Below are 25,335 nucleotides of genomic sequence, written 5' to 3' on the forward strand. Positions count from 1 at the left end.
TGCCATGCAGATCCGGATCACCGTTCCCAACGAACTCGTGCGTTTGCGCGATCTCACCGCGGCGGTCGACGCCGTGCTCGACACCAACGCGGTGGCGCGCGAAGTGCGCGACGACGTGCGGCTGATCGCCGAGGAGATCGTCGCCAATGCGATCGAACACGGCGGCTGCGACGCGCAGACCGAGATCATCGTCGACATCACCTCGCGCGGCGAACACCTGCAGATCGAGTTCCGCGATTGCGGTCGTGCGTTCGATCCGCTCACGGTGGCGCCGCCGGAACTCGACGCCGACATCGACGAACGCGGCGTGGGCGGGCTCGGCCTGCACCTGGTGCGCGAACTCGCCGAGAACCTGAGCTACACGCGCGAAGAACCCTACAACGTGTTGCGCGTCACCGTGCGTGGCGCGACGCAACTTCCGAACTGAGAGGACGCCCCGTGGACCTGCACATCAAGATCGAAGAACCCAAGGCCCACACCTGCCTGGTGACGCTGTCCGGGCGGCTGGACACGCACACCTACGAGGAACTGGACCGGCAGATCGCACCGGTGCTGGCCGGCGACGTGAACGCGATGGTGTTCGACCTGGAACACCTGGACTACATCAGCTCGGCCGGCATCCGCTCGGTGTTCAAGGCGCGCAAGGCGATCGAGGGACGCGGCGGCAAGGTGCTGGTGACGCACCTGCAGCCGCAGATCCAGAAGGTCTTCGACATCGTCAAGGCCGTGCCGCTGTCGTCGATCTTCTCATCCGTCGCCGAGGCCGACGAATACCTGGACGCGATGCAGAAGCGCGTGCTGGAGCAGCGGGAGGATTCGTTCTGAGCGATGCGACAGCGGCGCGCACCACCCGGGTGCGGCCTTCGGCCTTGCCCGGGCTACAGGGGCGACGCCCGCGAACCGCGATGCTGCTTCTGCTCGTGTAGCCCGGGTAAGCGAAGCGCATCGGGGTCCGACGCGACACCGCCAAGCGAACCCCGATCGCATCGCAACCGCGATGACACGGGCCGCGCTTGTTTCAACCCGCCGGCACCCTCGCAAACCCGTTCTGCGCAAGCCACCCCGCCAGCGCGAAGAAGTACTCCGCAGCCTCCGGCTGGTATTGCCTGCTCAACTTCGGATCGATCTGCTGCATCGGCGACATCGACTTCATCATCGCGTGATCCGCGCCATCGATCGCCACCACGCTCACGTTCTCCCTGCCCAGCGCGCTGGCGCGATCGACCGAAATCTGCACCGGAATCCAGACGTCCTTCCGGCCGAACACCAGCAAGGCCGGCGCCCGCACCTTCGTCAACGCATCGAGCGGGTCGTTCGATATCTCCTTCAGCCAGCGCGACGTCTTCGGATCGCCCAGCGTGCCGCCCATGTAGATCAGCGGAAACCACGGTTTGGATTTCGCGCGGTCGTGCTTCGCCTGCGCGGGTTCCGGTGCCATCTGCCCGCGGATGTGCGCGTCGACGGCTTCGCGCGCTTCGGTCGCGATGGCGATGTCCGCCTCGCTCACGCCGTGGATGCGCAGGATGTTGCGGGTGGCTTCGATCATTTGCACGTCGGCGGTCACCAGCGGCGCCGACACGGAGACGACGAAGCCGGCCTGCGGATCGCGCGAACCGGCGAGCGTCGCGATCCATCCGCCCTGGCTGTAGCCCCAGTAGCCGACGGAAACGCCACGAAGATCCGGCTGCGAGGCGATGAACTTCCGCGCGGCAATGGCATCGTCCGCGAGCACCGTGTAGTCGGAATTCTTCAACTCGCCACTCGAACGGCCCGCGCCACGACGATCGAACACCAGCACCGCGACGCCAATGCCCGGCAGGCCTTCATGCAGGTGCCGGAAAATCGCGCTGGATCGTTCGCCACCCGATGCGCCGTGCGCCGCGACCAGTGCGGAGACGATCTTGCCGCTCTTCGGCCGGTACAGCGTGCCCGCAAGACGCACCTCGCCGTTCATGAACGTCACCTCCTGCGCGCATACCGCTCCGGCGCAGGAGGAGGATTCCTGCGCCGACGCTGGATGCAGCGCGAGGAGCAGCAGTGTCGTGAGGAGTGCGGAGAGGATCCGTCGCATGGGGCCGTCACCGGGAAGGAGTGCGCGGCTCGCACGAATACCAGACAACGCCGCGCGTGACACCCATCCAATGACCCATGCGTGACGCGGCCACGCATGCCCGCTTCGATCGGAAACGCCCTCCGTGGCGCGCGCGACGAGCGCTTACGCCGCCTTCAATCGCTCGGTGGCGAGCTTGGCGATCTGCCAGAACATCGACGCGTCCCCCGCTGCGCGCGCGGCGAGCATCGCGCCGTGGATCGACGCCATGTACGTGGCGGCTTCGGCCGGAGGGGAATCGGTCAGGCGCATTTCGCCCTTGGCGACGCCCTCTTCGAGGGTAGCCGCGATCCAGGCCTGGAGGTCGTCGAAATGCGCCCTCACCTCGGTGGCGACTTCGGCGGGAACGGTCGGCAGTTCCGCCGCCAGCAGCGCGCAGATGCAGATCGGCGGACTCGAACGCTCGATGCATTCCGCCCAGACCCGGCTGTAGGCGACGAGCCGCTCGAACGGTCCGGGGCTCGCCTGATCGAGCGATTGCAGGCCGCGCCGCATCGCATCGCGATGCAGCACGACGGTCGCCTTCACCAGCTCCGCCTTGCTGGGGAAGTGATGGTGGATGCTCGCCTTCCGCACCTCGACGAGTTCGGCGATGTCCGCGTAGCTGAAACCGTTGTAGCCGCCGACGGCGATGAGCTCGTTCGTGCGCTGGATGATCTCCAGCGCCTTCGGGGAATACTGCGAGGTCGCGCGGGACATCAACTTCCTGCCTTGTTCAACACCAGTGGCTGCCGCTTCAGCGCGCGCAGCTGCAAGGGAATACCCACGATCAGCGCCAGCAGCAACACACCCTGCGCGCCCAGCAGCAGCGGATCCTTCATGTCGGTGACCAGCGGGTTGCCGGCCGGCAGCCGCCGCAGGGTCTCGCTCACCGTGGGCACCATCAGCAGGAAGACGCTGAGGCTCAGCGCGATGGTTTCGACGTAACGGACCGATCGCATCGCCGTCGGCCATTTCGAGATGCCGAACCCGACCAGCAACGCCACCAGCGTGACGGTGGCGATGATCGAGCTGACGGGCTGATGGGCGATCGGGTAGACCGTGAGCACGCCCAGCAGCATGAACCAGAAGTACGCGCGACCCGCCCGGGAGTGCGGGGTGATGCGTCCGTGCCGGAACAGCATGTGCGCGGCCAGCGGAATGGCCGGGAGGCTGCCGAGCGTGTGCAACCAGCCGAGAGGCGAAATGCTCATGGGGTCGTTCCTGGTGGGGTGCGGCGAACACTACCTACCAGTAGGTAGGCTGTCAACGCCTCGGTTCGACGAGCGGCGGAATGCCCCCCCTGCCGGACGAAACCCCCCGCCAAACCGACTTCAACGCCCGCGGTCGCGCCGCCACCATGCGCGCAAGGCCAGCGCGATGAGCGTGGCGAACACCACCCACGACACCGCGTCGAACACGCCGTCGCCGATCAGTGCGCTGACCAGCCCGACGAGGCTGGCGAGCGCGATCAGGAATGGCGCGACGAAGGGATTGCGCGGCGCGCCAGGGACGCCGCTCATGCCGTCGCTCCGTTGCGACCGTTGGCGTCCAGGCCGGCGCGCTCGATCTCGGACACGCGCGCTTCGGTGCTGCCGCGCTTGAACCACAGGACCAGGCCCGACACGAGCACGGCGATGGTGAGCAGGTCGAGCAACGCCCACAGGATCTTCAGCGGCATGCCGCCGTAATCGCCGAAGTGCAGCGGCTGCGAGAGCAGCAGCGTGGTCATGTAGCCGGGCAGCTGTGGTCGCGCCGTCACCGCGCCGGTTTCGGCATCGATCAGGACCGGGCGGTACAGGCGTTCGGTCAGTGGCGTGTTGCCATGCATGAACACACCGTAGTGATGATCGCCGCTGTAGCCGGTGCCAGGGAAACTCACGAACGCGGGCGTCATGCCGGGTTCGACCTTGCGCGCTGCGGCGACGGCGGCGTCCAGCGGGGTCAGCTGCGCCGGGCGTGGCCGGCCTTCGTATTGCCGGGCGAATTCGCCGAGCTGTTCGGCCTGCCACGCCGACTCCAGTGGCTGCGCGAGCGTGTTGATCGCGCCGGTGATGCCGACCACGAAGGCCCAGCCCAGCGTGACCACGCCCAGCACGTTGTGCAGGTCCAGCCAGGCGAGTCGTCGGCTGCGTCCGGCGCGCAGCGTGCCGAATGGCAACTTGCGCATGAAGGGACCGTACAGCACCAACCCCGACACGATGGCGACGGCGAACAGCAGCGCCATGACGCCGAGGAACAGCATGCCCGGCAGCCCGACGAAAACGTCGGTGTGCAGGCGGTACAGGAAATACATCACGCCTTCGTTGAACTGCGCCGCCGGCAGCACCTCGCCCGTGTACTGGTGCAGCACGGCCGTGTGCATTTCCGGCGGCGGCGTGTCGGGCCGCGCGCCGGTGTTCACGTAGACGCTCGGCGAATGGTCGTCCCAGCCGAAGAACAGCGGCACGTCGCCCGGGTACTTCGCCAGCGCCTTCGCCACCAGCGCGTCGAGGTTGGCCGGTTGCGCGCCGGCCGGCACGGGCGCGACTTCGGGAGCGGCGCCGGTGAGGTGGCTGATCTCCTCCCAGAACACCAGCGGCAACCCCGTCAGGCACAGCAACAGCAGGAACGTCGTGCACATCAGGCTGGTCCACTTGTGGACCAGGAACCAGGCCTTGAGCGTGCTTCGCTGCATGCGTCGCCTCAGAAGCGCCAGGTGACCGTGCCGACGACGGTGCGCGTGTTGCCGCTGAAGCAGTCGCCGAAGTAGCGGCAGGGCGCGAAGTACTCCTTGTCGAACAGATTGGTCACGTTGAGCGAGAACACCCATTGCGGCATCTGCAGTTCCAGCATCGCGTCGGCCAGCGTGTAGCTGGGCGTGCGGATCGACGTGAACTCGCCGGCCGACACCGTCGAACCCACGTACCGGCCGCCAAGACCTGCGCGCAGGCGCATGTCGTCGCCCACCTGGAAGCCCTTGGCCAGCCATACCGACGCCAGGTCCTGCGGCGTGTCGTTGAGCGGCTTGCCGACTTCCCAAGCGATGTTGCTGCGCGTCACCTCGGCATCGTTGTGGCTGTAGCTGGCGGTGATGGTGAAGTCGTTGTCGAAGGCGTAGATGCCTTCCAGCTCGTAGCCTTCGGACTCGATCTCGCCGGTCTGCACCACGTTGAGCACGTTCTCGGGATCGTTGGTCTGCCGGTTGGTGTCGGTGATCCGGTAGAACGCGGCGCTGAACATCGCATTGCGCGTGGGCTGCCACTTCACGCCGGTCTCGACCTGGTGGCCTCGCATCGGCACGAAGGCGTTGCCGTACAGGTCCTGGCCGAGGATCGGCAGGAACGACTCGGTGTAGCTGACGTACGGCGACACGTTCGCGCCGACGTCGCCGATCAGACCAACGCGGTACGTGGTTTCGTTGTCGGTCTGGTCGGACTGGCCCTGCGTTTCGGAAACGACGCGGTCGCGCCGCGCGCCCAGCACCAGGGTGACGCGGTCGGCCCAGCGGATCTGGTCCTGCACGTAGACGCCGGTCTGCGTGCTGCGCTGGTCGGGCAGTGCGACGTACTCGGGAATGGCGACGCCGCTCGACACCGGATCGTAGATGTCGATAGGCGTGGTCGTGCCCGAGAACGTGGTGGATTCCTCGCGGAAGTCGGTGTAGTCCACGCCCGCCAGCAGCAGGTGCCGGAACGCACCGGTGGCGAAGTCGAACTGCAGCGAGTTGTCCGCGGTGAGGATGCGATCGTCGGGCTTCACGCCATAGGTCAGGCGGTTGACCACGCGGTCGTCCTCGTCGATGAAGGGATCTTCCGGATTGCTGTACGTGTCCGGGAAGATCTCGCGGAAGTCGGTCTTCGAATCGATGTAGCGCAGGTTCGAGCGCCACGTCACCACATCGTTGAACGCGTGGTCGAACAGCACCGTCGCGCTGGCGACGCGTGCGTCGAGCTTGTCGAAGCCCTTGTCGCCCAGGAAGGTCGACGGGTCCAGCCGGCGCCCCGGCGGCGCGTGCAGCGTCGCGGCGACAGGCAGGAACTGCTGGCTCGACGCGGTCCTGTCGCGCTGGTAGCTCGCCAGCACGGTGAGGTTGCTGCGCTCGCCGCGCCAGGTGATCGACGGCGCGATGTAGACGCGGTCGTCGTCGATCTCGTCGGTCTGCATGCCCGAATCGCGCACCACGCCGACCAGGCGACCGGCGAGGTTGCCGGAATCGCCGAGCTGGCCGGTGACGTCGCCCTGCAGCTGCCTGCGATCGAAGTTGCCGACCTGCAGGCCGATTTCGCCGCCGTCCTGGAAACCCGGGCGCTTGCTGATCGCATTGATGATGCCGCCGGCGGCACCGGCCCCGTAGAGCATCGAGGAAGGGCCGCGCAGCACTTCCACGCGCTCCAGCCCGTACACCTCCGGCCGCGCCGCCGGACTGAAGTTGAACAGCTTGCGCATGCCGTCGACGTACTGCACGGGATCGAGGCCGCGGATCGTGCTGGCGTCGCCACGCGTGTCCAGGCCCCACGCGTCGGCGGTGACGCCGGCGCTGTAGCGGAGCGTCTCCTGCAGGTTGCGCGCACCGCGATCGGTGAACAACGCCGAGGTCACCACGCTGATCGCCTGCGGCGTTTCCATCAGCGGCGTGTCGGTCTTGGTGGCGGTGCTGGCGCGCTCGGCGACGACAGTGACGCTGTCCAGTGCATAGGCGTCGTCGGTCGATTGCGCCTGCGCGATGGCCGAAGCCAGCACGGTGGGCGCCAGCAGAGCCAGCATCAAGGCGGCGCGGTGCTGCGTGGAGCGGGTGGAACGGGTCATCGGTCGCTTCCCCAGGCGAACTTCGAGACCCCGCATTATGGGAATCGCTCACGTCAAACGCAAATGATTCTCAAAAGCAAGCGCGGCGTATGCAGCCGACGACACCGCGTGGCGGCCTACGCAGCGCATTCGGCCGGCACGAATGCGCTTGCGATTGCGACGCGATCGGCTACGGGTTCGGGGTGGGCAGGTCGATGGCGCCGATGTCGGTGAACGCGCCATGCGTTCGCGGGAAGCCCGGCCCACGCTGGTCGTACTGCAGGCCCAGTGCGTTGTTCCCGCGCTCGAGCAACGGGCTGTTGCGCTCCGGCAGGTGCGTCGGCGTCGGCCCGCCGTTGCTGGCGAGCGGTAACAGCAGCGGCTCCTCGGTGATGATGGTGTCTGCCGGAAGTGGCGCGCGCGAACGTCCCACCAGGTTGTGGCTTCCGGTCACTGCCTCGCCGTCGAGCAGCGGGAAGATGTCGATGCCTGGTCCCGCGCTGCACAGGTTGCCGGCGACGACCGTGCTTTCCAGGTGCAGGCCGGTTGTGCCCTCGACGGCGCCGTTGCAACCGCCGTCGCGTTCATCGTTGAGGGTGATGGTGCTGTTGTGGATGCGCGTGTTCGCCGGCAGCGAGCCGACGCTGTGGTAGTACGCGATGTTGCCTGAGAGGGTGCTGTCGACGATCTCCGCGTTGTTGACGGGGCCGCGCAGCGAGATGCCGCCACCGCCGTCGATGGCGCGATTGCCGGCCAGGGTGCTTTTGTTCAACAGCAGGCCCAGGCCCGGCAGGCCGCTGGGAAAGAGCACGATGCCGCCCCCGGTCGAGGCGACGTTGTTGCGGATCTGCGAGTAGGTGACCGCTACCTTGCTGCCGGAAATGCCGCCACCTCCCAAGGTCGCCGCGTTGCCCACGACCTGGCTGTGGTACAGCGTCAGGCGAAACCACGCGTGCACGGCCCCGCCCCAGCCGCGGTCCGCGAGGTTCGCGTATGCCTGGCTGTGCGCGAGCAGCACGCTCTCCCCGATGATGGCGCCGCCCGCGCTCGAGGGTTCCGCGCCGGCGCCAGGGATGGCCTGGCAATGGTGGACCGAGGAGCTGATCACCTCCACCGTGCCCGAGGATTTGATGCATCCGCCATCGGCGTAGGTGGTGGTCAAGCGCCCATTGGCCACGCTCAGCCGGTACACGCGCAACGTGCCCGTGCCGATGTGGCGGATCGCGCGGCCCTTCGCGTTCGCATCGATCGTGAGCGCGTGGCGGCTGCGACCCAGCAGCGTCAGCGAGCCCTGCGGAACGACCAGTTCTCCCGACGTGAGGACGATGCGGTCGCAGCGCAAGCCGATCAGGTCGATGTTGTCGCCGCTCTGGGCGATGGAGATCGCGTTGCGGAGACTTCCCGCGCCGCTGTCGTTGCAGTTGGTGACCACGCGCGTGGCCGCACGCGCATCCTCAACGGGAACCAGCGCGCCGCCAGCCAGTGCTGCGGCGAACGCGACGATCGAAGTGGAAGCGGGACGGGACATGAGCGCACTCCTTCGAAATGCGATGTGTGCGGTCGAGCCCGCTTCCATTGCAGCGAACCGCGGACGGAAGTATTGCCATCGAATCCGGTGCCGTGGTGAAGCCGCGAGCGCATCGCCGCGGCGGTCGCGCAGTCAGCCATGGTGGCGCATGCAATGCGCGTGCTTTTCCGACAAGCGGTTCTTCGATCGCAGAGATCTCGCCAGCGACGACACGTCCTGGGAGCCCGATCGGCCTCGGCGCACGAACCAGTGCGCGCTCCTGCTTCACGAACATGATGAGCACGTGCACTGCACACTGCGCGACAGACTGCTGGGTCGATCCGACCAGTGGCGCGACGACGAGCACCGGCGTCAGATAGTCGATCGGGACCAAGCTCAGCACGCCAGGGCTCGTCTTCCAGCCGGCCCCGCCAACCACGCGCGAAAGCGGAAGAAGAAATTCGGATCCTTGGCGCGCGGCAGGCAGCACACCGATACAAGCGGCGCTGGGGATCGCCAGGTGGAGGTTGCGGGGGGACCTAATGTCCGCTACCGGCCATCAGCGGACGTTCTTTCATTCGATGCTGACTGCCTTCACGGGAAACGAGGCCGACTCTCCTGCTAGCTATCATCAGAGTCTTCCTGAGCGGCCAGTGGCACTCCGGCTGCGGAAAGCAAAATGTCCCAAGTGGCTTGGTTGCCAGCGTAGAAGAGTGTTCCGATAGGTTCAGGGTCTGAGTCCCTGAACACCTGGGTCTGCGCGCACTCGAAACACACCACAAAGTCATAGGTGTGACCGTCGGCCTGCAGTCGGACTCCATGGCGCGGGTTGAAGCACAGCGCGACTGCGTCCGGCTCAGGTGCATCGACCCAGGCAGACAGCGCTTTCCGCACAGAGCTCGCAGCGTCAGGCGAGACCATCGCTTGCCCAAGAACCGGCCACCCGAAGTAGCAATCACCAGCACACTCTCCCTCCGAGTCTCGTCTCCCGTTCTCCCCGGGCTCAAGCGACAAGAGCGAGATGGTTGTTGCATGCGCAACCGCCTGAGCAATCTCAGTCTTTCGCTCCCCGGCGATCGAGTCTGTGGCCACGATTGCCAGAAGTGCAATCAATGCGGTGACGTTGGTTCTCATTGCTTCCGACAGCCTCATCTTGGTTTCCGGCGACGCTAGCACCGCCCCTACTTGCTCGCCTGGCCGAGTGACCGCTATCGGCCAGAAGCAGACATTCAAGCTGAGCCGGCCAATGCTCTCGTGCCGACGATCCGACCTTGATCGCGGCGACGGCTACTGCGTCAAACGTACTCGTTACCCGAAGCAGATTCCAAGGAAGGCGAATGTCGCTCCAGCCCCGAAGAAGGCCAATGCGATGGACCATTCCTTTGTGTTGAGGTCTGCCCAGGGAAACAGGCTCTTCTCGCCTGTTCTCTTGTAGTGCATGTGAGGAGCCAAGTTTCCCCCGATCCCCACCAAGATTACGAAGAGCAACAAGCCAATTGCTTGGATTACGTCTGAGATGTGGAACATTTCCGCCCCCTTTGCCATCCCATTCCACGAGTGTCTGGGTCGAAAGCCGACATTCTCACCAGTCCGAGGACCACTCCTGTTTGCGCTTGCCGATCAACACGAACGCAATCGCTGCGATTCCCAACGCCCCCAGCCAGCCCCACGGAATCCCCGCGATCCACTTTGCGACCTGTAGGTATGCCCCGCCTCGATGCTCTGCCCGACTGAATATTCCGAGCACAGTGGCCGATGCGCCAATGGCTATAACGATCACAACGAGGAACCGATCCTTCATTCTAATTAGCGCGATACCAAGGCCTGACCGCGGACATTAGCACTGCCGCTGTTTCTGGTCCGCTTCATGTCCGCTATCGGCTAGAAGCGGACCTTAAAGGGTGCGGATCGTGCGGAATCGAACGCTACATTCACTTTTCACTGGTGCGCGTGATCTCAGTTGTTCCCGTCGAGTCAACGATGACCCCGTACAGATAAGTCCGCGACTCATACTCCACAAGCCAGAGCTTTCCATCACTCTCTGCACTGGTGAATTTGAGGCTCCCGCACGCCACGCGGTTCGAAGCGCAGTGCTCAGCCATAGCTGCATCAGCCAGCGCCCGAACGTTGTCCTCCGTTAGGTCGCCAAGGCCGCAGGCAGATACGATTGCGAGCGACGAGACGAGTGACGCGATGCGAGACCACTTCTTTAAGAGCCTCATCATGGGTACGCACGTCCGCTAAGGGTCGAAAGCGGACATTAGCACCGCCCTGCGTCGGTGCTCCCGTCCCACGTCCGCCATCGCCAGATGCTGCCACTCACGAACTCCCTCACACCCGCACCGCACCCTCCCTCGCCACGCTTCCGCCCTGCCCGCGCACCGCGCTGGGCGGTATGCCCATGATTCGCTTGAAGGCGCGGCTGAAGGAGGCTTCGGAGTCGTAACCCAGGCGCTCGGCGGCGACGGTCACGCGCATGCCTTCCTGCTGGATCCAGCGGCGCGCCTGGAACATCTTCACCTTTGCGACATATCGCGCCGGGCTCTCGCCGACGGTGCGCGTGAACGCTTCGGCGAAGCGCGAACGCGAGGCGCCCATGAGCCTTGCCAGCGCGGGCACGTCCCAGTCGCGTTCGGGTTCGGCATGGATCGCCGCGATGACCTTGCCGATCTTCGGGCACTGCACCGCCGCGATCCAGCCGGTGGAATCGCTGCAGCCGCATTCGACCCACGCGCGGATGATGCTGGCGGCCAGCACGTCGGCCAGCCGCGCCAGGATGCCGCAGGCGCCGATGCGGTCCAGCGACACTTCGCGCTCCATCGCCTCGAGCAGGGCGAGCACCGCCGGATCGCGCTTGACCAGATCGCCCGCGTGCATGAGCTCCGGCATCATCGCCAGCAGCGGATGCAGCGGGTCCAGGTTGAAACGCATCGCGCCGCAGAACATCACGCTCGATATGGCCTGCGCCGCCTGCGTTCCATCGGGCGACGCGGAGCGCACGAGGTACAGGTTCTCCGACACGGCTTCGCGCGAGAGCTGGTCGATATCGACCGCCGGCACGTCCGGCGAACTCGCCATGACGTGGAAGCTCCCGCGCGGCAGCAGCACGGCGTCGCCCGGAGGCAGCTGCTTCCACCCGATGGCCGGCATCCACAACCATGCGCCACCGCGTGCGACGAAATGGAAGCGCGCATCGTGCTGCGCGGGGAACGCGATCGCCCAGGGCTCGCGCATCACGCAGCGACCGTATTCCACGCCGTCCAGGCGCAGGCCGAGCAGCACGCGGGTCAGCAGGTCGCCCGGTTCCGGTGGCTGCACGGACGACAGGAAACGGGAGGAATGGTCATGCATTGCGGCCGTTCCGGCATGGAAACGCCTGCATCGTACGCCTAACCTGCCCTGCCCCACCCCATTGGCAGCCCTTCGTGTCCTCAACCGAGTGTTCCGTTTGCGACTACGACGCCGCACCGCCGGCCGAGTCCGCACCCACGCATTGGCCCGCGATCGCCTCCCTCACGCTCGGCGTGTTCGGGCTGGTCACCGCCGAATTCCTGCCCGCGAGCCTGCTCACCGCGATGGCCGCCGACCTTCGCATCAGCGAAGGCGCGGCGGGCCAGACGGTGACCGCGACGGCGCTGGTCGGCGCGATCGCCGCGCCTTCGATCCCGGTACTCACGCGCCGCATGGATCGCCGCCACGTGATGATCGCGCTCACCCTCGCGCTGCTGGCGTCCAACGCGATCGCCGTGTTGGCGTCGAACCTGGCGACGCTGCTCGTCGCCCGCGTGTTGCTGGGCATCGCGCTGGGCGGGTTCTGGTCGATGGCCGCGCCGCTCGCGCTGCGCCTCGTGCCGGACGACCTGTTCCCGCGCGCGATGTCGCTGATCCTCACCGGTGTTTCCGTCGCCACCGTGTGCGCGGCGCCCATCGGCGCGTGGATGGGCGATACGTGGGGGTGGCGCAGCGCGTTCGTCGCGGCCGGCGCGGTGGGCGTGGTCACGCTCGTCGCGCAACTGGCCACCCTGCCCGCCCTGCCGCCGAAATCGCAGCCGGACCTGCGCGTGCTCGGCCAACTGTTCGCGCGCGGCCCGGTGCGCGCCGCGCTGGTCGTCGTGCTGCTGGTGATCTCGGGCCACTTCGCCGGCTTCACCTACATCCGTCCGCTGATGGAGAACGTGACGCACCTTTCGATCGGCGCGATCTCCGCCGTGCTGCTGGGCTACGGCATCGGCGGATTCTTCGGCAACCTGGCCGGCGGCCATGTCGCGGGCCGCAGCGAGCGCAACGCGATCGTGCTGGGCAGCGTCATCATCGCCACGCTGGCCGGCGCGCTGCTGCTGGCGGGGCAATCGGCCAGCGTCGCGTCGGTGGCCATCGTGCTGTGGGGCTTCGCGTTCGGCGCGTTTCCGGTCGGGTTCCAGATCTGGATCGTCCGCGCCGCACCGGACCAGGCCGAAGGCGCGAGTGGCCTGCTCGTCGCGGCGTTCCAGACCGCCATCGCCACCGGGGCCATCGGCGGCGGCGTGCTGGTCGATCATGTCGGCGCACTCGGCGGCCCGCTGTTCGCGGTGGTCGCGATGACGCTCGGCGCCTTGCTGACGCTGCGTTACGGTCCGCGCGGTTCCACTCCGATCACCGTCTCTGGCCACTGAGGGCCCACCATGAGCGAACCACGCCTCAATCGCCGCATCACGCTGATCGCGCGTCCGCAGGGACTACCGACCACGCGCGACTTCCAGCTGGAGACGCATGCCGCGCCCGAACCCGCCGAAGGCCAGGTGCTGCTGCGCACGCGCTTCCTTTCGCTCGATCCCTACATGCGTGGAATGATGGACGAAGCCGGCCCCGGCTATGCGCCGGGCGTGCGCCTGGGCCAGGTGATGGTCGGCGGCACCGTCAGCGTCGTGGTCGAATCGCGCAATCCCCGGTTCAAGGCCGGCGACACGGTGCTGTCGAACGCGGGCTGGCAGGACTACGCGGTCTCGGACGGCACCGACGTCACGCCGTTGGGCGATCTGCCCCGGCCATCGCTCGCACTCGGCGGACTGGGCATGCCCGGCTTCACCGCGTATGTCGGGCTGCTCGACATCGGCGACCCCAAGGCCGGCGACACCGTGGTCGTCGCCGCTGCGACCGGCGCGGTGGGTTCGGTCGTCGGGCAGTTGGCGAAGCTCAAGGGCGCGCGCGTCGTCGGCATCGCCGGCGGTGCGGAAAAATGCCGGCATGCGGTGGAGGTGCTGGGCTTCGACGCATGTCTCGACCATCGCGAGCCCGCACTGAAGGAACGCCTCGCCGTGGCCTGCCCCGACGGCATCGATGTGTATTTCGAGAACGTCGGCGGCGACGTGCTCGACGCCGTGCTGCCGTTGCTGAACCTGCACGCGCGCGTTCCGGTGTGCGGGTTCATCGCGCATTACAACGAGGAAGGCGGCGCACGCGGCAGCGACAAACGCACGCAACTGCTCGCGACGATACTGGCCCGGCGCGTGCGCATGCAGGGCTTCATCATCCTCGACCACTACGCGGACCGCTTCGACGCCTTCCGTCGCGACATGTCCCAATGGATCGCGCAGGGGCGCGTCAGGCTGCAGGAGGACATCGTGGATGGGCTGGAACAGGCGCCCGCCGCGCTGATCGGCCTGCTGCTGGGCCGCAACTTCGGCAAGGTGGTGGTGCGGGTGGCCGACGAATAGCGCTCGTTGCGAGCCGTGCGGAACCCGGTCGTCCTCATGGTTTCGATCGGGCAGCGTGAGTGCTGGCACGAGCAGCCATGGGATGCAGTGCATCGATGGGAGCGTCGCGCCCGATGTCTCCTGCGGGTACCCGCTACGCAAACGGTCAGGCGCGCGCGTGCAGGCAGGCTACTCTCCGGCACTGTTGCCATGTATCGGCACGCACACGAAAACACCATGGAGATCGGCATGAAGTACGAGGGCTCGACGGCGTCGGGACCCGCGCGACGGAAACGCGCTGCGTGGAGAATGCTCATCCCGGGCGAACTCAATGCACGCGTGCACGCGTTGAGTGCGAAGGTCGCCGCGGGCCGCTCCACTGCCGCCCCGTAGCATTCCGCGTGCAGCCTGACCCGGTGAGTCGCATCAACGGAACCGGGTTCTTCCGGTTCGAATGGCGGTCTTCAAAGGATCGCTTCGGACGATGATCCAGCAGTCCAGGAAGTAGAGACCTGTTGCCATCGGGAGGCACGCGGCGAAGTAGATGAGCGGCTTGACGTTCGCGCCCAGGCTCGCTTCGCGCATGGCATCGGCGAAAGGCGCCATCAACACGGGCGAGAACAGGAAGGACACCAGGTAGTACAGTCCAAACACCAGATACCGGTAGCCGAACCTCCGCCACGGCGAAGGGCTTCTTGTCGACTCCGTGGAAAGCAGGTAGCCACCGATGTACAACCGGCCGAAGAAGCCGGCCACTCCTGCCAGGAATGTGTGCGCCAACAGGATCTTGTACAGAACGCCGGCTTCGTCCGACATCGCGCTTCCTTGCAGGTGCGTTGGCAGCGGACATTAGCATCCTGACAGGCCAGATGCGGTGCCGTTGCACACGGCCGCAGCCGGGCATGGGCAGCGGTGGCCCTCCCGCAACATGTCGATCCGCACCCCCCTGGTTCGTCATATCCACGAACCGCCCCGATCCGTCACCGGAAAACCCGCCATGCACAGCGGCACGCAACGAACGAGCGCCCCCACGATTCCCACCATCACCGCCTTCGAACGATCCCCCGACCGTGGGCAGGGACTGTCGCGCGACATGCGCGTGCGCTGGGCGCTGGAGGAAGTCGGGCAGCCATACAACGTGCGCCTGCTTTCGTTCGAGGCGATGAAGCAACCCGCGCACCTAGCACTGCATCCGTTCGGGCAGATTCCAACGTTCGAGCAAGGCGATCTCGTCCTGTTCGAAACCGGCGCGATCGTGCTCCACGTCGCACAGCATCACGCGGGCCTGTTGCCGGACGACGCGAACGCGCGCGCACGTGCGATCGCTTGGATGTTCGCCGCGCTCAACACGGTGGAGCCGCCGATCCTGGAACTGGTGACCGTCCGGATTCTGGAACGCGACAAGCCCTGGAGCAGCGAGCGTCTTCCGCTGGTGCAGGATCGCATCCGCGAGCGATTGGTCCCGCTGTCCACCCGCCTGGGCGATGCCGAATGGCTCGATGGTGCATTCACCATCGGCGATCTGATGATGGTGTCGGTGCTGCTCCGGTTGAAGCCCTCCGGCATGCTGGGCGAATTCCCGGCGCTTTCCGCCTACGTTGCGCGGGCCGAAGCGCGGCCCGCGTACCGGCGGGCGTTCGATGCGCAACTGGCGGTGTTCAACGCCACGCAGCCCCGGAAATGAGCATTCCGGACGGATCGCACTCACCCGGCTGCATGCGCACAAGTGATACCTTAGTGCGCTTGTTTACTTGGGTGATGATCGGACATGCCGAATCTGGGCTCTGTACTGAAGGCTGAAATCTCTAGGCTCGCGCGCAAGGAAGTACGTGCGGAAGTCGAAGCGCTACGGAAAGCCAGTGGCACCTATCGCAGGGAAATCGCCGAGCTGAAGCGGCAGGTCGTGCAGCTGGAACGCAGGCTCAGGCAGGCGTCGAAAGCGGCCCCGGCCGCCGCTGCGGCAAGCACCGAAGAGGAGCCCGCGCGCGTGCGTTTCAGCGCCAAGGGCCTGCAATCGCTGCGCGCCCGGCTGGATCTTTCCGCCGCCGACTTCGGGAAGCTGGCCGGCGTGAGCGGCCAGTCGATCTATCACTGGGAACAGGGCAAGTCCGTTCCGCGCAAGTCGCAGCTGCCCAAGCTCGCCGGCCTGCGCGGCCTCGGCAAGAAGGAAGCCCGGGCGCGCGTCGACGCGCTTTCCTGATCGGGGACCGCTGGCACCGCCAGCCGCTCCCACCTTGATACCCGCCTGCTGATCCGGGCGCGGCCATGTGTCGCACCCGGATGTTCCTGTGCGCCTCGGCGAGGAACGTTTCGTCAGGCCGTCCTCGCACGCGGACCTGTAACAAACCCGCGTTGACGCCGAATTCACTTCGTACTCGCGATGCCTCTGCTAAGCAGGGGAGCCGGCCGCGACCCATCGTGTCGCCAAGCGCCCCCCTTCTCCACCGGTTCGAGGGCAGAGAATGAAATTCGACGAACGCGGCCTGCGGGCCACCCGGCGCGAAGTGCTCAAGGCAGGCGCGGTCACCGTCGCCGCCGGCGTGATGCCGGCCGGCACCGTCGTCGCCGCGCAGACGGACGACGCGCAGGACATCGCACCGGCCAGCGCCAAGGTGGCGTTCAAGGTCAACGGCAAGGCGCACGAACTCGACGTCGACACGCGCACCACCCTGCTCGACGCGCTGCGCGAACACCTGCATCTCACCGGCACCAAGAAGGGCTGCGACCACGGCCAGTGCGGCGCGTGCACCGTCATCGTCGACGGCCGCCGCATCAATTCCTGCCTGTCGCTCGCGGTGATGCACGAAGGCAGCGAAGTCACCACCATCGAAGGCCTGGGCACGCCGCAACGCATGCATCCGATGCAGCGCGCCTTCGTGAAGCACGACGGCTACCAGTGCGGCTACTGCACGCCGGGGCAGATCTGTTCGGCGGTCGCGGTGCTGGACGAGATCAAGGCGGGCGTTCCCAGCCATGTCACGGCCGATCTCACCGCCCGACCAGGGCTCACCACCGACGAACTGCGCGAGCGGATGAGCGGCAACATCTGCCGCTGCGGCGCGTACTCCAACATCGTCGATGCGATCTCCGAGGTCGCGGGGGTGAAGGCATGAAGGCATTCACCTACGAGCGCGCGCGAAGCCCCGCCGAAGCCGCGTCGGCCGCCAGCAATCATCCACGCGCGCGCTTCATCGCCGGCGGCACGAACCTGCTGGACCTGATGAAGCTGGAGATCGAGACGCCCGCGCATCTCATCGACATCAACCACCTCGGTCTCGACACGATCGAGCAGACGCGCGACGGCGGTCTGCGCATCGGCGCACTCGTCCGCAACACCGATCTGGCCGCCGACGAACGCGTGCGTCGCGATTACGCCGTGCTCTCGCGCGCACTGCTTTCCGGCGCGTCCGGACAGCTGCGCAATCGCGCGACCACCGCCGGCAACCTGCTGCAACGCACGCGCTGCCCGTACTTCTACGACACCAACCAGCCGTGCAACAAACGCCGCCCCGGCAGCGGCTGCGCAGCGCTCGAAGGTTTCAGCCGTCATAACGCGATCGTCGGTGCCAGCGACGACTGCATCGCCACGCACCCCAGCGACATGGCGGTGGCGATGCGCGTGCTCGATGCGACGGTGGACACCGTGCAGCCCGACGGCAACGCACGCTCGATTCCCATCGCCGAGTTCCACCGCCTTCCCGGCAAGACACCGCACATCGAACACGTGCTCGCGCCCGGCGAGCTGATCACCGCCGTCACGCTGCCCAGGCCCGTCGGCGGTCGGCACGTGTACCGCAAGGTGCGCGATCGCGCGTCGTACGCGTTCGCGCTGGTGTCGGTGGCCGCGATCGTGCAGGACGACGGACGCGGGCGCATCGCCGTCGGCGGCATCGCGCACAAGCCGTGGCGCGTGGAATCGGCGGAAAGCGAACTGCCGCGCGGCGCCAAGGCCGCGACCGAAGCCCTGCTGCAAGGCGCGCGCACCACCCGCTACAACGAGTTCAAGCGACCGCTGGTGGAGCGCACCATCGCGGCGGTGCTGATCGACGGGGAGAGCCAGGCATGAAGTTCGACACGCCCGCCACCACCAATCCCATCGACAAGGGCCAGGTCGTCGGCAAGCCGACCGACCGCATCGACGGCCCGCTGAAAACCACCGGCACCGCGCCGTATGCCTACGAACGCCACGACGTCGCGCGCAACGTCGCGTACGGCTACATCGTCGGCGCGGGCATCGGCAAGGGCCGCATCGCGCTGCTCGACGACACCGCCGCGCGCAAGGCGCCCGGCGTGCTCGCCATCGTCACCGCGAAGAACGCGGGCGAACTGGGCAAGGGCAACTTCAACACGGCGAAGCTGCTCGGCGGGCCGGAGATCGACCACTACCACCAGGCCATCGCGATCGTCGTCGCCGAGACCTTCGAACAGGCGCGCGCCGCGGCGAACCTGATCCGCGTCGATTACACGCGCGGCAAGGGACGTTTCGACCTCGCCGCCGCGAAGGAATCGGCGCCCGCTCCGACGCCGAAACAGGACCCCAAGCCCGACACGTCCGTCGGCGATTTCGAAGGCGCGTTCGCATCGGCGCCGGTGAAGCTGGACGCGACCTACACCACGCCCGACCAGTCGCACATGATGATGGAGCCGCACGCGACCATCGCCGCGTGGGAAGGCGACAAGCTCACCGTGTGGACCTCCAACCAGATGATCAACTGGAGTCGCGGCGACCTCGCGAAGACGCTCGGCGTTCCCAAGGAGAACGTGCGCCTGGATTCGCCCTACATCGGCGGCGGTTTCGGCGGAAAGCTGTTCATCCGCTCGGACGTCCTGCTCGCCGCGCTGGGCGCGCGGGCCGCGAAGCGCCCCGTGAAGGTCGCGCTGCAACGGCCGCTGATGGCGAACAACACCACGCATCGGCCGGCGACGATCCAGCGCATCCGCATCGGCGCGAACCGCGACGGAAAGATCACCGCCATCGGCCACGAAAGCTGGAACGGCGACCTGCCCGGCGGGCAGCCCGAAGTCGCCGTGCAGCAGACGCGCCTGTTCTACGCCGGCGAGAACCGCATGACGCGGATGCGCCTGGCCGAGCTCGACCTGCCCGAAGGCAACGCGATGCGCGCGCCCGGCGAAGCGCCCGGGTTGATGGCGCTGGAAATCGCCATGGACGAGATGGCCGAAAAACTCGACATGGACCCGGTGCAGTTCCGCATCGTCAACGACACGCAGGTCGATCCGGAGAATCCAACGCGCCCGTTCTCGCAGCGCAACTTCGTCGAATGCCTGCGCAAGGGCGCGGATCGTTTCGGCTGGAGCCGCCGCGCATCGAAGCCCGGCACCGTGCGCGACGGCCGATGGCTGGTCGGCATGGGCGTGGCCGGCGCGTTCCGCAACAACCTGCTGCAACCCTCCGCCGCGCGCGTGCGCCTGGACCCGCGCGGCATCGTGACGGTCGAAACCGACATGACCGACATCGGCACCGGCAGCTACACCATCGTCGGCCAGACGGCGGCGGAGATGATGGGCGTGCCGCTGGATCGCGTGGTGGTCAAGCTGGGCGATTCGGATTTCCCCATCTCCTGCGGTTCCGGCGGGCAATGGGGCGGCAACAATTCCACGGCGGGCGTGTTCGCGGCGTGCGTGAAGTTGCGCGAGGCCATCGCGACGAAGCTCGGCTTCGACCCGGCGCAGGTGGAGTTCGTCGATGAACAGGTGCGTTCCGGTTCGCGTCGCGTCGCGCTGGCGGACGCGGCGAAGGACGGCGAGATCGTCGCCGAGGACCGCATCGAATACGGCGACCTCGACAAGCAGTACCAGCAGTCCACCTTCGGCGCGCACTTCGCGGAAGTGGGCGTGGACCGCATCACCGGCGAAATGCGCGTGCGCCGCATGTTGGCGGTGTGTTCGGCGGGACGCATCCTCAACCCGAAGGCGGCGCGCAGCCAGGTCATCGGCGCGATGACGATGGGCGTGGGCGCGGCGCTGATGGAGGAACTCGCGGTCGACAAACGCTTCGGCTTCTTCGTCAACCACGACCTGGCGAGTTACGAAGTGCCCGTGCATGCGGACATCCCGCACCAGGAGGTGATCTTCCTGGATGAAACCGACCCGATCTCCTCGCCGATGAAGGCCAAGGGCGTGGGCGAGCTGGGCATCTGCGGCGTCGGCGCGGCGGTGGCGAACGCGATCTACAACGCGACGGGTGCGCGCGTGCGCGATTATCCGATCACGCTGGACAAGCTGTTCGCCAAGCTGACGCTTCCGGCCTGAGGAACACCGTGCCATGACGCTCGTCTCCACCGCCTCGCCCGCGCACGACGCGTCGCGCACATCAGGCGCATCGGTGCAGGTTGCCAGCGGCAATGCGATCCGCATCATCGACGCGGCGCTTCGCGGCATTCGCGCCGGTGAGCGCGCGGTGCTGGCGGCCGTGCTGGAGACGGAAGGCTCGACGTACGCAGGCACGGGCGCGATGGCGGTCTTCGGCGAAGGCGGACACGTGGGCTGGTTGAGTGGCGGATGCCTGGAGCCGGAGATCGAGCAATGCGCGATCGCCGCAGCATCGAGCGGCACGATCGGCTGGCTGGAGATCGACACGCGTGCCGACGAATCGCTGCTGAGCGGATCGGCCGTGGGATGTCGCGGACGTCTGCGGATGGCGCTGCTGCCGTTGCATGAGCTCGCGGGCATCGAGTCGGTGCTGGAGCGCTGGTTGCTGGGCCATGCACACGTGATGCTGGAGGTAACGGCCGGCGGTGTCGTTCGCATCGAGGCATCGACGCTTCATCGCGAATGGTCGCTGCATGCGCAGCCCGTCGCGTGGCCCGCGCAACGATGGTCGGTCTCGATCCCGCGCCCGCCGGACGTGCTGATCCTTGGCGCAGGCCCGGAAAGCGCGACACTGGTGCCGCTGTTGCGGGAACTCGGCTGGCGCGTGCGCGTGGCCGAACGCCGGCCGCGATGGCGCGACGATGCGGCGCTCGCCCGGCTGCGCAACGCCGCCATGCTGCTCGACGCGACGCCACGCGACGCGCTCGTGCAGGCGGGCGACGTGGACGCGGTGCTGGTGATGCATCATCACTTCGAACTCGACCGCGAAGCGCTTGACGCACTGGCCGCATCCACGATTCCGTTCATCGGCCTGCTCGGCCCCGTGCGGCGGCAGGAAGACTTGTTCAAGCTGCTGCGCCCGGAACAGCGCGCCGCATTGCAGCCGCGCCTGCGTTCGCCGGTGGGCATCGACCTGGGCGGTCGCGGCCCGGAGACGATCGCGCTCAGCATCGCCGCGCAGATGCAGGCGTGGCGACACGACGCGGGCGCGTAAGCCGACGATGGCCACACCCGCGAAGCACGTCGGCGTGGTGCTCGCCGCAGGTGGAAGCTCGCGCCTGGGCCAGCCGAAGCAGTTGCTCCGACGCGACGGCGAAACGGTGATCCACCGCACCGTGCGGCTGGTCGCGACGACCGGTGCCGAATGCATCGTCGTCGTCCTTGGCGCCGGTCACGACCGATTCGCGGACGAACTCGCGGACCTGCCCTGCACGATCGTCGTGAACGCCGGATGGTCCACGGGCATCGCGGGCAGCCTGCGCAGCTCCGCGCCGCACGTGCCCGCTGATGCGTTGGCGTTGATCGTCGCCTGCGACCAGCCGGCCCTGGAATCGCACCATCTACATGCATTGCTGACCGGCGCATGCAGCGTCGTGTCGCACAGCGCGGCCACCGACACCGGACGCGTGATCGGCGTTCCCGCCGTCGTCCCCGGCGCGTGGTTCGCGGACATGGAGGCGACCGGCGACCACGGCTTCCGCGACCGCCTGCGCGACCTCGCCCCCGACGCGGTGTTCCGGCTGCACGCCCCGGAACTCGCCCGGGATATCGACACACCGGCGGACCTGCACGACGCCGTCGCAGCCGGATGGCTGGACCCCGTCGCGACGAACGAACCCCATCGCGACATGTCGCCTTTGTAGCCCGGGTAAGCGAAGCGCACCCGGGACCCGTCACGCTCACGCATCGCGGCGCGCGCAATGAACGTCGGCGCTATCGCGTTGATGGTGGCGAGGCTGCGGCTTCGACTACGGATGCGATCGCGACCGTCGCTGCGCTATGGCTTCGCCTGCGAGTACGGCCGCAGTGTCTGCTCAGCATCAGCTGCGACCGCGACTTGATGGGCCTTGCGTGTAGCGCACTCGCTGATGGCGGGTGCCGCGAGGGAGTCGCAAGGCTCGCCGATCTTGGACCGGTCCGCCAACCTCGCGTCGTCCGTCACCCTGTTTGGCGGCAGGGCCGACGGAATCGCCACTGCTCATCAGCCCACGTAAACAGCGGAGCAACCCGCACGGCCTATTGAGGCCAGAACTCCGCAATCAATGCATTGAGCCCGGAAAGCCAGGCTCTGAGCCCCGTACGCCGAGCAATCTGCTCGAAACACCGGACTTCGCGCTCGACACCCGGAGCGAATGGCTGGTCATGCCGAGCTCCAAGCCCGGCATGCGGAGCAGATGACTCGAAGTACGGAGCTCGAAGCGCGGCGTGCCAAGCGAGCAGCTCGAAGTTCCGAGATCCGAGCTCGGCACATCGACGGAACAGCTCGACACATCGAGCCTTGAGCTCGGCCATCGGACCAAACGGCCCGTCGCAACGGGCTCCAAACTCGACACGCGGGACAGCAAGCCCGCGCCGTGGGTCGGCCCCATGAACCGGCCGCGTCGAATCACGGAGCCGGCCGACTGAACCACCGCCCCCAGCGAAACAAGTGCCCGGGCCGCCGTAACGCGTCCGCCTGTAACCAATGGATCGCGCATTGGGTCAACAGACCGACACATGCCAGCACCAAGCCGATCAGATACACAAGCTTCATTCCTTGCCCCAGTCCGTTGTTGAGCTCACATCGATTGTGCCCATGGCCGCTATGGGTCGGGCGCGACATTACGATCGCGGGCGGGTCCTGCCAGCAGGCGTGTCGGCGTCGGCAGTCAGCCCGTTGCGTGGAATGCTGGCCGGGCAGGGGATGTGGACGATCACGCGTCATCAGACGGCGTCGCCATGTCCGCGCAAATGACCACTGAAGGTCGAAGCGGACATTGCCTTCGCTCGCGTGGCGGCGATGGTTCTAACGCCGTGGCAGGCCGCAAGCTGCATTCACGCGGGCACCACCGACCGCCTCCCAGTCCTTCGGAATGTCCGCTAACGGCCAGAAGCGGACATCCAACAGGTGACTTCTCCACGCTTAGAGGACGTGACCAAGCACACCCGACAACTAAGCCGTTGGCGGTTGTAGTGCCAACAATCCGGCGCTTGCGAAAGGTGCAACTGCATGATCGGGACAATCGCTGTGATGTAGTTGAGGATCAGCGGCCGATCAACCCCGTACGGTACCCGGTTGGCACCGTCTGGAATCGCGCGGTGGCCTACTTTGCTTAGCCTTGGCCGGTATCCCTAACGACATGGTCACGAGAGTCAGAGCACACTGCAGACATCATCAACTCTCCAGACCGAACTACTTCAGCGCACGCGCATAAAGCGCTCTAGGCCATAAGAACGGCCAAGCCTCACGGTTCGAGTCGAACGGGGCCATCGGCGAAGCTGAATCGCTTCGCCGATGCCGTTAGCCCCCGCTGGCGTGTAATGGAGCTGCCACGAGAATGCCCATGAAGCCGGTAACTGTCAGCGCCTGCATTCTGTTTGCGAGCGCGATCGCAATTGAAACCATCGTATGGATGACGTTTCTGAGGGGCTTGAAGTTGCGGCATCCTGAACAGTGGATGCACGCGGCTCAGCCTACTCGCTGGCACGATCGCACCGTCCTAAGCGCGCGCAGCACGATGCTCTATCTGCTGACGCGAGAATATATGGACAGCATAGACGAAGCGGGTACACGCTACTGCTCTCGCTATCGCTCGATCTTGCTGTTGGCGTATTGGTGCACGGTCTTGGCAGGCATCGCCGCCGTAGTGGCGCTCGCGGTCGAGAGCTGATACTCCGATGTCTCTCCGCGCGACTCCAGGCGATGTGACTGCGCAGATGCTGCGGGAGTGCGGACGCGTCTACGTGACTGACGATAAGCGATTCGCTCTACTCTCCAAGGATAGGCTACTGCCGCGGTTCAGGACGTCCAGGGCCGAAGGCAGGATGAGTCCGCCGGAGCTTCAGGTGATCGTTCGCGATCTCACACGGGAGGAGTTCGAGCGGGTATCGGCAACCCTGCAAGCACTGGATTCCGATCGAAGCTACGAAGACTTCGCAACGGCGCAGATACCACAGCGCTCGACACACTGAAGGCGGGCAACAACGTGGTGACGAGCGAGCCGTGCAGTTGTCCCGTATCGTCGTCTGAGTAGATGATCGTCACAGCAAACCGCACGAGTGAGTGCGGACGAATCTACTTCGTAAGGAACGACTCTTGATCAAGCTAGGCGAAAACTGGATCAACCCCCGCCACATCGTCCACATGACTGTCGTAGAGCCAACGTCGGATGGCGGCGGAAAGTTCACCATCTTCTTCGTTAATGGCCGCGAGTTCGCGGTTCGAATGACGGAACTGGCGCAGGCTGTCTACGAGCAGGGGCTTATAGTCAAGTCGCTCGGCGGCAAACCCTAATGGATGACTGGACTATTCGGCGAATGGCCGTTCGCGCCTCTGGTCCACTTCATCTCGGGCCGAAGCGACCGGAGCGAAACGGAGACAACTCTATGAGGAGGACAAGCGGTGTTAGTCCTCAAGGAGCGCCCCAGGCTCATGCCTTGCGGGGTTGCTGATGCGCGACATTGACGTTGTCACTCATGCCCTTTGTGCCCGGTACCCGGGTCTCACAGTTTCGCAACTGGGTGTTCGTCACCTGAGCCCTGACGATCGCGGAGTTTGGTTCGTACGACATCCCGCAAGCCCCTTCGAGGTTCGCCTGCAGGCTTCGGCCGGAAGCTTCCCGCTCGAGCTGGCATCAGACGCTGATACGTCGCGAACCCTCATCACGATGACCGACACTGCCATAGACGTCGTGGCTGAGAAGCTAGGATTGACTGGGCAATCCGCGTCACTTGGTGACGAGAGCTAGCAACCCGTCCCGGACATTCGCGAGATCGTATGCGGCGGCTTCGGAGCTGACAATGTGTCAGCCTAAGTCGGGAGTCGCGCTAATGGTTGCACCTTCCGGATGAGCTCCGCTCGTCCACGAGAACCCCTCACGGCTGCGTGAGGTCACCCCTACCTCACGCACGAGGGCGCACTCTCATTTGCGACGCGATGTCAAAGTCCGATCGGCCGGCGGGGCGCTGCGAGCCCAGGGCCGCATCAGTAT

General features: G+C 66.4%; 22 protein-coding genes. 13 read left to right on the forward strand and 9 right to left on the reverse strand.

Annotation, left to right across the window (positions count from 1 at the left end; genetic code table 11):
- Positions 1-4 precede the first annotated feature (4 nt).
- Entirely contained in the window at positions 5-427 is a 423-nt protein-coding gene (locus tag I4U41_RS06875) for an ATP-binding protein (RefSeq protein ID WP_206860336.1), read from the forward strand.
- Between the two features lie 11 nt (positions 428-438).
- Positions 439-825 carry an anti-sigma factor antagonist gene (locus I4U41_RS06880; protein ID WP_206860337.1) on the forward strand — a complete coding sequence of 129 codons (387 nt, stop codon included), beginning with the start codon at positions 439-441 and terminating at the stop codon, positions 823-825.
- 193 nt (positions 826-1,018) lie between these two features.
- On the opposite strand, the gene I4U41_RS06885 is transcribed toward I4U41_RS06880, so the two are convergent.
- The 8 genes from I4U41_RS06885 to I4U41_RS06920 form a co-directional block, all read right to left on the reverse strand.
- On the reverse strand, positions 1,019-1,954 hold the full coding sequence (locus tag I4U41_RS06885; protein ID WP_206860338.1) for an alpha/beta hydrolase family protein: 936 nt from the start codon (positions 1,952-1,954) through the stop codon (positions 1,019-1,021).
- 261 nt (positions 1,955-2,215) lie between these two features.
- Positions 2,216-2,809, reverse strand: a complete 594-nt coding sequence (locus I4U41_RS06890) for a TetR/AcrR family transcriptional regulator (RefSeq protein ID WP_206860339.1) — start codon at positions 2,807-2,809, stop codon at positions 2,216-2,218.
- Positions 2,809-3,303 carry a hypothetical protein gene (locus tag I4U41_RS06895; RefSeq protein WP_242525012.1) on the reverse strand — a complete coding sequence of 165 codons (495 nt, stop codon included), beginning with the start codon at positions 3,301-3,303 and terminating at the stop codon, positions 2,809-2,811. Before I4U41_RS06895 ends, I4U41_RS06890 begins: the two co-directional genes overlap by 1 nt.
- Before the next feature lie 120 nt (positions 3,304-3,423).
- Positions 3,424-3,612, reverse strand: coding sequence for a hypothetical protein (locus tag I4U41_RS06900; protein ID WP_206860340.1), 189 nt, complete (start codon positions 3,610-3,612; stop codon positions 3,424-3,426).
- Positions 3,609-4,766, reverse strand: a complete 1,158-nt coding sequence (locus I4U41_RS06905) for a PepSY-associated TM helix domain-containing protein (protein WP_206860341.1) — start codon at positions 4,764-4,766, stop codon at positions 3,609-3,611. The genes I4U41_RS06900 and I4U41_RS06905 overlap by 4 nt, the downstream gene beginning before the upstream one ends.
- Before the next feature lie 8 nt (positions 4,767-4,774).
- Positions 4,775-6,877, reverse strand: a complete 2,103-nt coding sequence (locus tag I4U41_RS06910) for a TonB-dependent siderophore receptor (protein ID WP_206860342.1) — start codon at positions 6,875-6,877, stop codon at positions 4,775-4,777.
- A gap of 169 nt (positions 6,878-7,046) precedes the next feature.
- Positions 7,047-8,384: a choice-of-anchor Q domain-containing protein gene (locus tag I4U41_RS06915; protein ID WP_206860343.1), complete on the reverse strand. Its 1,338-nt coding sequence runs from the start codon at positions 8,382-8,384 to the stop codon at positions 7,047-7,049.
- A 2,310-nt stretch (positions 8,385-10,694) separates the two neighbouring features.
- Positions 10,695-11,714, reverse strand: coding sequence for an AraC family transcriptional regulator (locus tag I4U41_RS06920; protein ID WP_206860344.1), 1,020 nt, complete (start codon positions 11,712-11,714; stop codon positions 10,695-10,697).
- A gap of 74 nt (positions 11,715-11,788) precedes the next feature.
- On the opposite strand from I4U41_RS06920, the gene I4U41_RS06925 reads away from it, so the two are divergent.
- Complete coding sequence (locus I4U41_RS06925; protein ID WP_206860345.1) at positions 11,789-13,015, forward strand: MFS transporter; 1,227 nt, start codon at positions 11,789-11,791, stop codon at positions 13,013-13,015.
- A gap of 9 nt (positions 13,016-13,024) precedes the next feature.
- Complete coding sequence (locus tag I4U41_RS06930; RefSeq protein WP_206860346.1) at positions 13,025-14,056, forward strand: NADP-dependent oxidoreductase; 1,032 nt, start codon at positions 13,025-13,027, stop codon at positions 14,054-14,056.
- A gap of 405 nt (positions 14,057-14,461) precedes the next feature.
- Here the strand turns inward: I4U41_RS06930 and I4U41_RS06935 are convergent, their stop codons facing one another.
- Positions 14,462-14,851, reverse strand: a complete 390-nt coding sequence (locus tag I4U41_RS06935) for a hypothetical protein (protein WP_206860347.1) — start codon at positions 14,849-14,851, stop codon at positions 14,462-14,464.
- 181 nt (positions 14,852-15,032) lie between these two features.
- On the opposite strand from I4U41_RS06935, the gene I4U41_RS06940 reads away from it, so the two are divergent.
- The 9 genes from I4U41_RS06940 to I4U41_RS06980 all read left to right on the forward strand — a co-directional run bounded on the left by I4U41_RS06940 (position 15,033) and on the right by I4U41_RS06980 (position 24,638).
- On the forward strand, positions 15,033-15,719 hold the full coding sequence (locus I4U41_RS06940) for a glutathione S-transferase family protein (protein ID WP_206860348.1): 687 nt from the start codon (positions 15,033-15,035) through the stop codon (positions 15,717-15,719).
- Between the two features lie 84 nt (positions 15,720-15,803).
- Positions 15,804-16,235, forward strand: a complete 432-nt coding sequence (locus tag I4U41_RS06945) for a helix-turn-helix transcriptional regulator (protein WP_206860349.1) — start codon at positions 15,804-15,806, stop codon at positions 16,233-16,235.
- Between the two features lie 262 nt (positions 16,236-16,497).
- Positions 16,498-17,148 carry an aldehyde dehydrogenase iron-sulfur subunit PaoA gene (gene paoA, locus I4U41_RS06950; RefSeq protein WP_206860350.1) on the forward strand — a complete coding sequence of 217 codons (651 nt, stop codon included), beginning with the start codon at positions 16,498-16,500 and terminating at the stop codon, positions 17,146-17,148.
- Positions 17,145-18,101: an FAD binding domain-containing protein gene (locus I4U41_RS06955; RefSeq protein WP_206860351.1), complete on the forward strand. Its 957-nt coding sequence runs from the start codon at positions 17,145-17,147 to the stop codon at positions 18,099-18,101. Before paoA ends, I4U41_RS06955 begins: the two co-directional genes overlap by 4 nt.
- On the forward strand, positions 18,098-20,305 hold the full coding sequence (paoC, locus tag I4U41_RS06960) for an aldehyde oxidoreductase molybdenum-binding subunit PaoC (protein WP_206860352.1): 2,208 nt from the start codon (positions 18,098-18,100) through the stop codon (positions 20,303-20,305). The genes I4U41_RS06955 and paoC overlap by 4 nt, the downstream gene beginning before the upstream one ends.
- Before the next feature lie 13 nt (positions 20,306-20,318).
- Positions 20,319-21,359: an XdhC family protein gene (locus I4U41_RS06965; protein WP_206860353.1), complete on the forward strand. Its 1,041-nt coding sequence runs from the start codon at positions 20,319-20,321 to the stop codon at positions 21,357-21,359.
- Between the two features lie 7 nt (positions 21,360-21,366).
- Positions 21,367-22,008: a nucleotidyltransferase family protein gene (locus I4U41_RS06970; protein ID WP_206860354.1), complete on the forward strand. Its 642-nt coding sequence runs from the start codon at positions 21,367-21,369 to the stop codon at positions 22,006-22,008.
- A 1,680-nt stretch (positions 22,009-23,688) separates the two neighbouring features.
- A complete protein-coding gene (locus tag I4U41_RS06975; RefSeq protein WP_206860355.1) occupies positions 23,689-24,015 on the forward strand; it encodes a hypothetical protein in 327 nt (108 codons plus the stop codon).
- A gap of 425 nt (positions 24,016-24,440) precedes the next feature.
- Entirely contained in the window at positions 24,441-24,638 is a 198-nt protein-coding gene (locus tag I4U41_RS06980; RefSeq protein ID WP_206860356.1) for a hypothetical protein, read from the forward strand.
- Positions 24,639-25,335: the final 697 nt, after the last annotated feature.

Source organism: Lysobacter changpingensis (assembly GCF_017308985.1).
GTDB lineage: Bacteria > Pseudomonadota > Gammaproteobacteria > Xanthomonadales > Xanthomonadaceae > Lysobacter_J > Lysobacter_J changpingensis.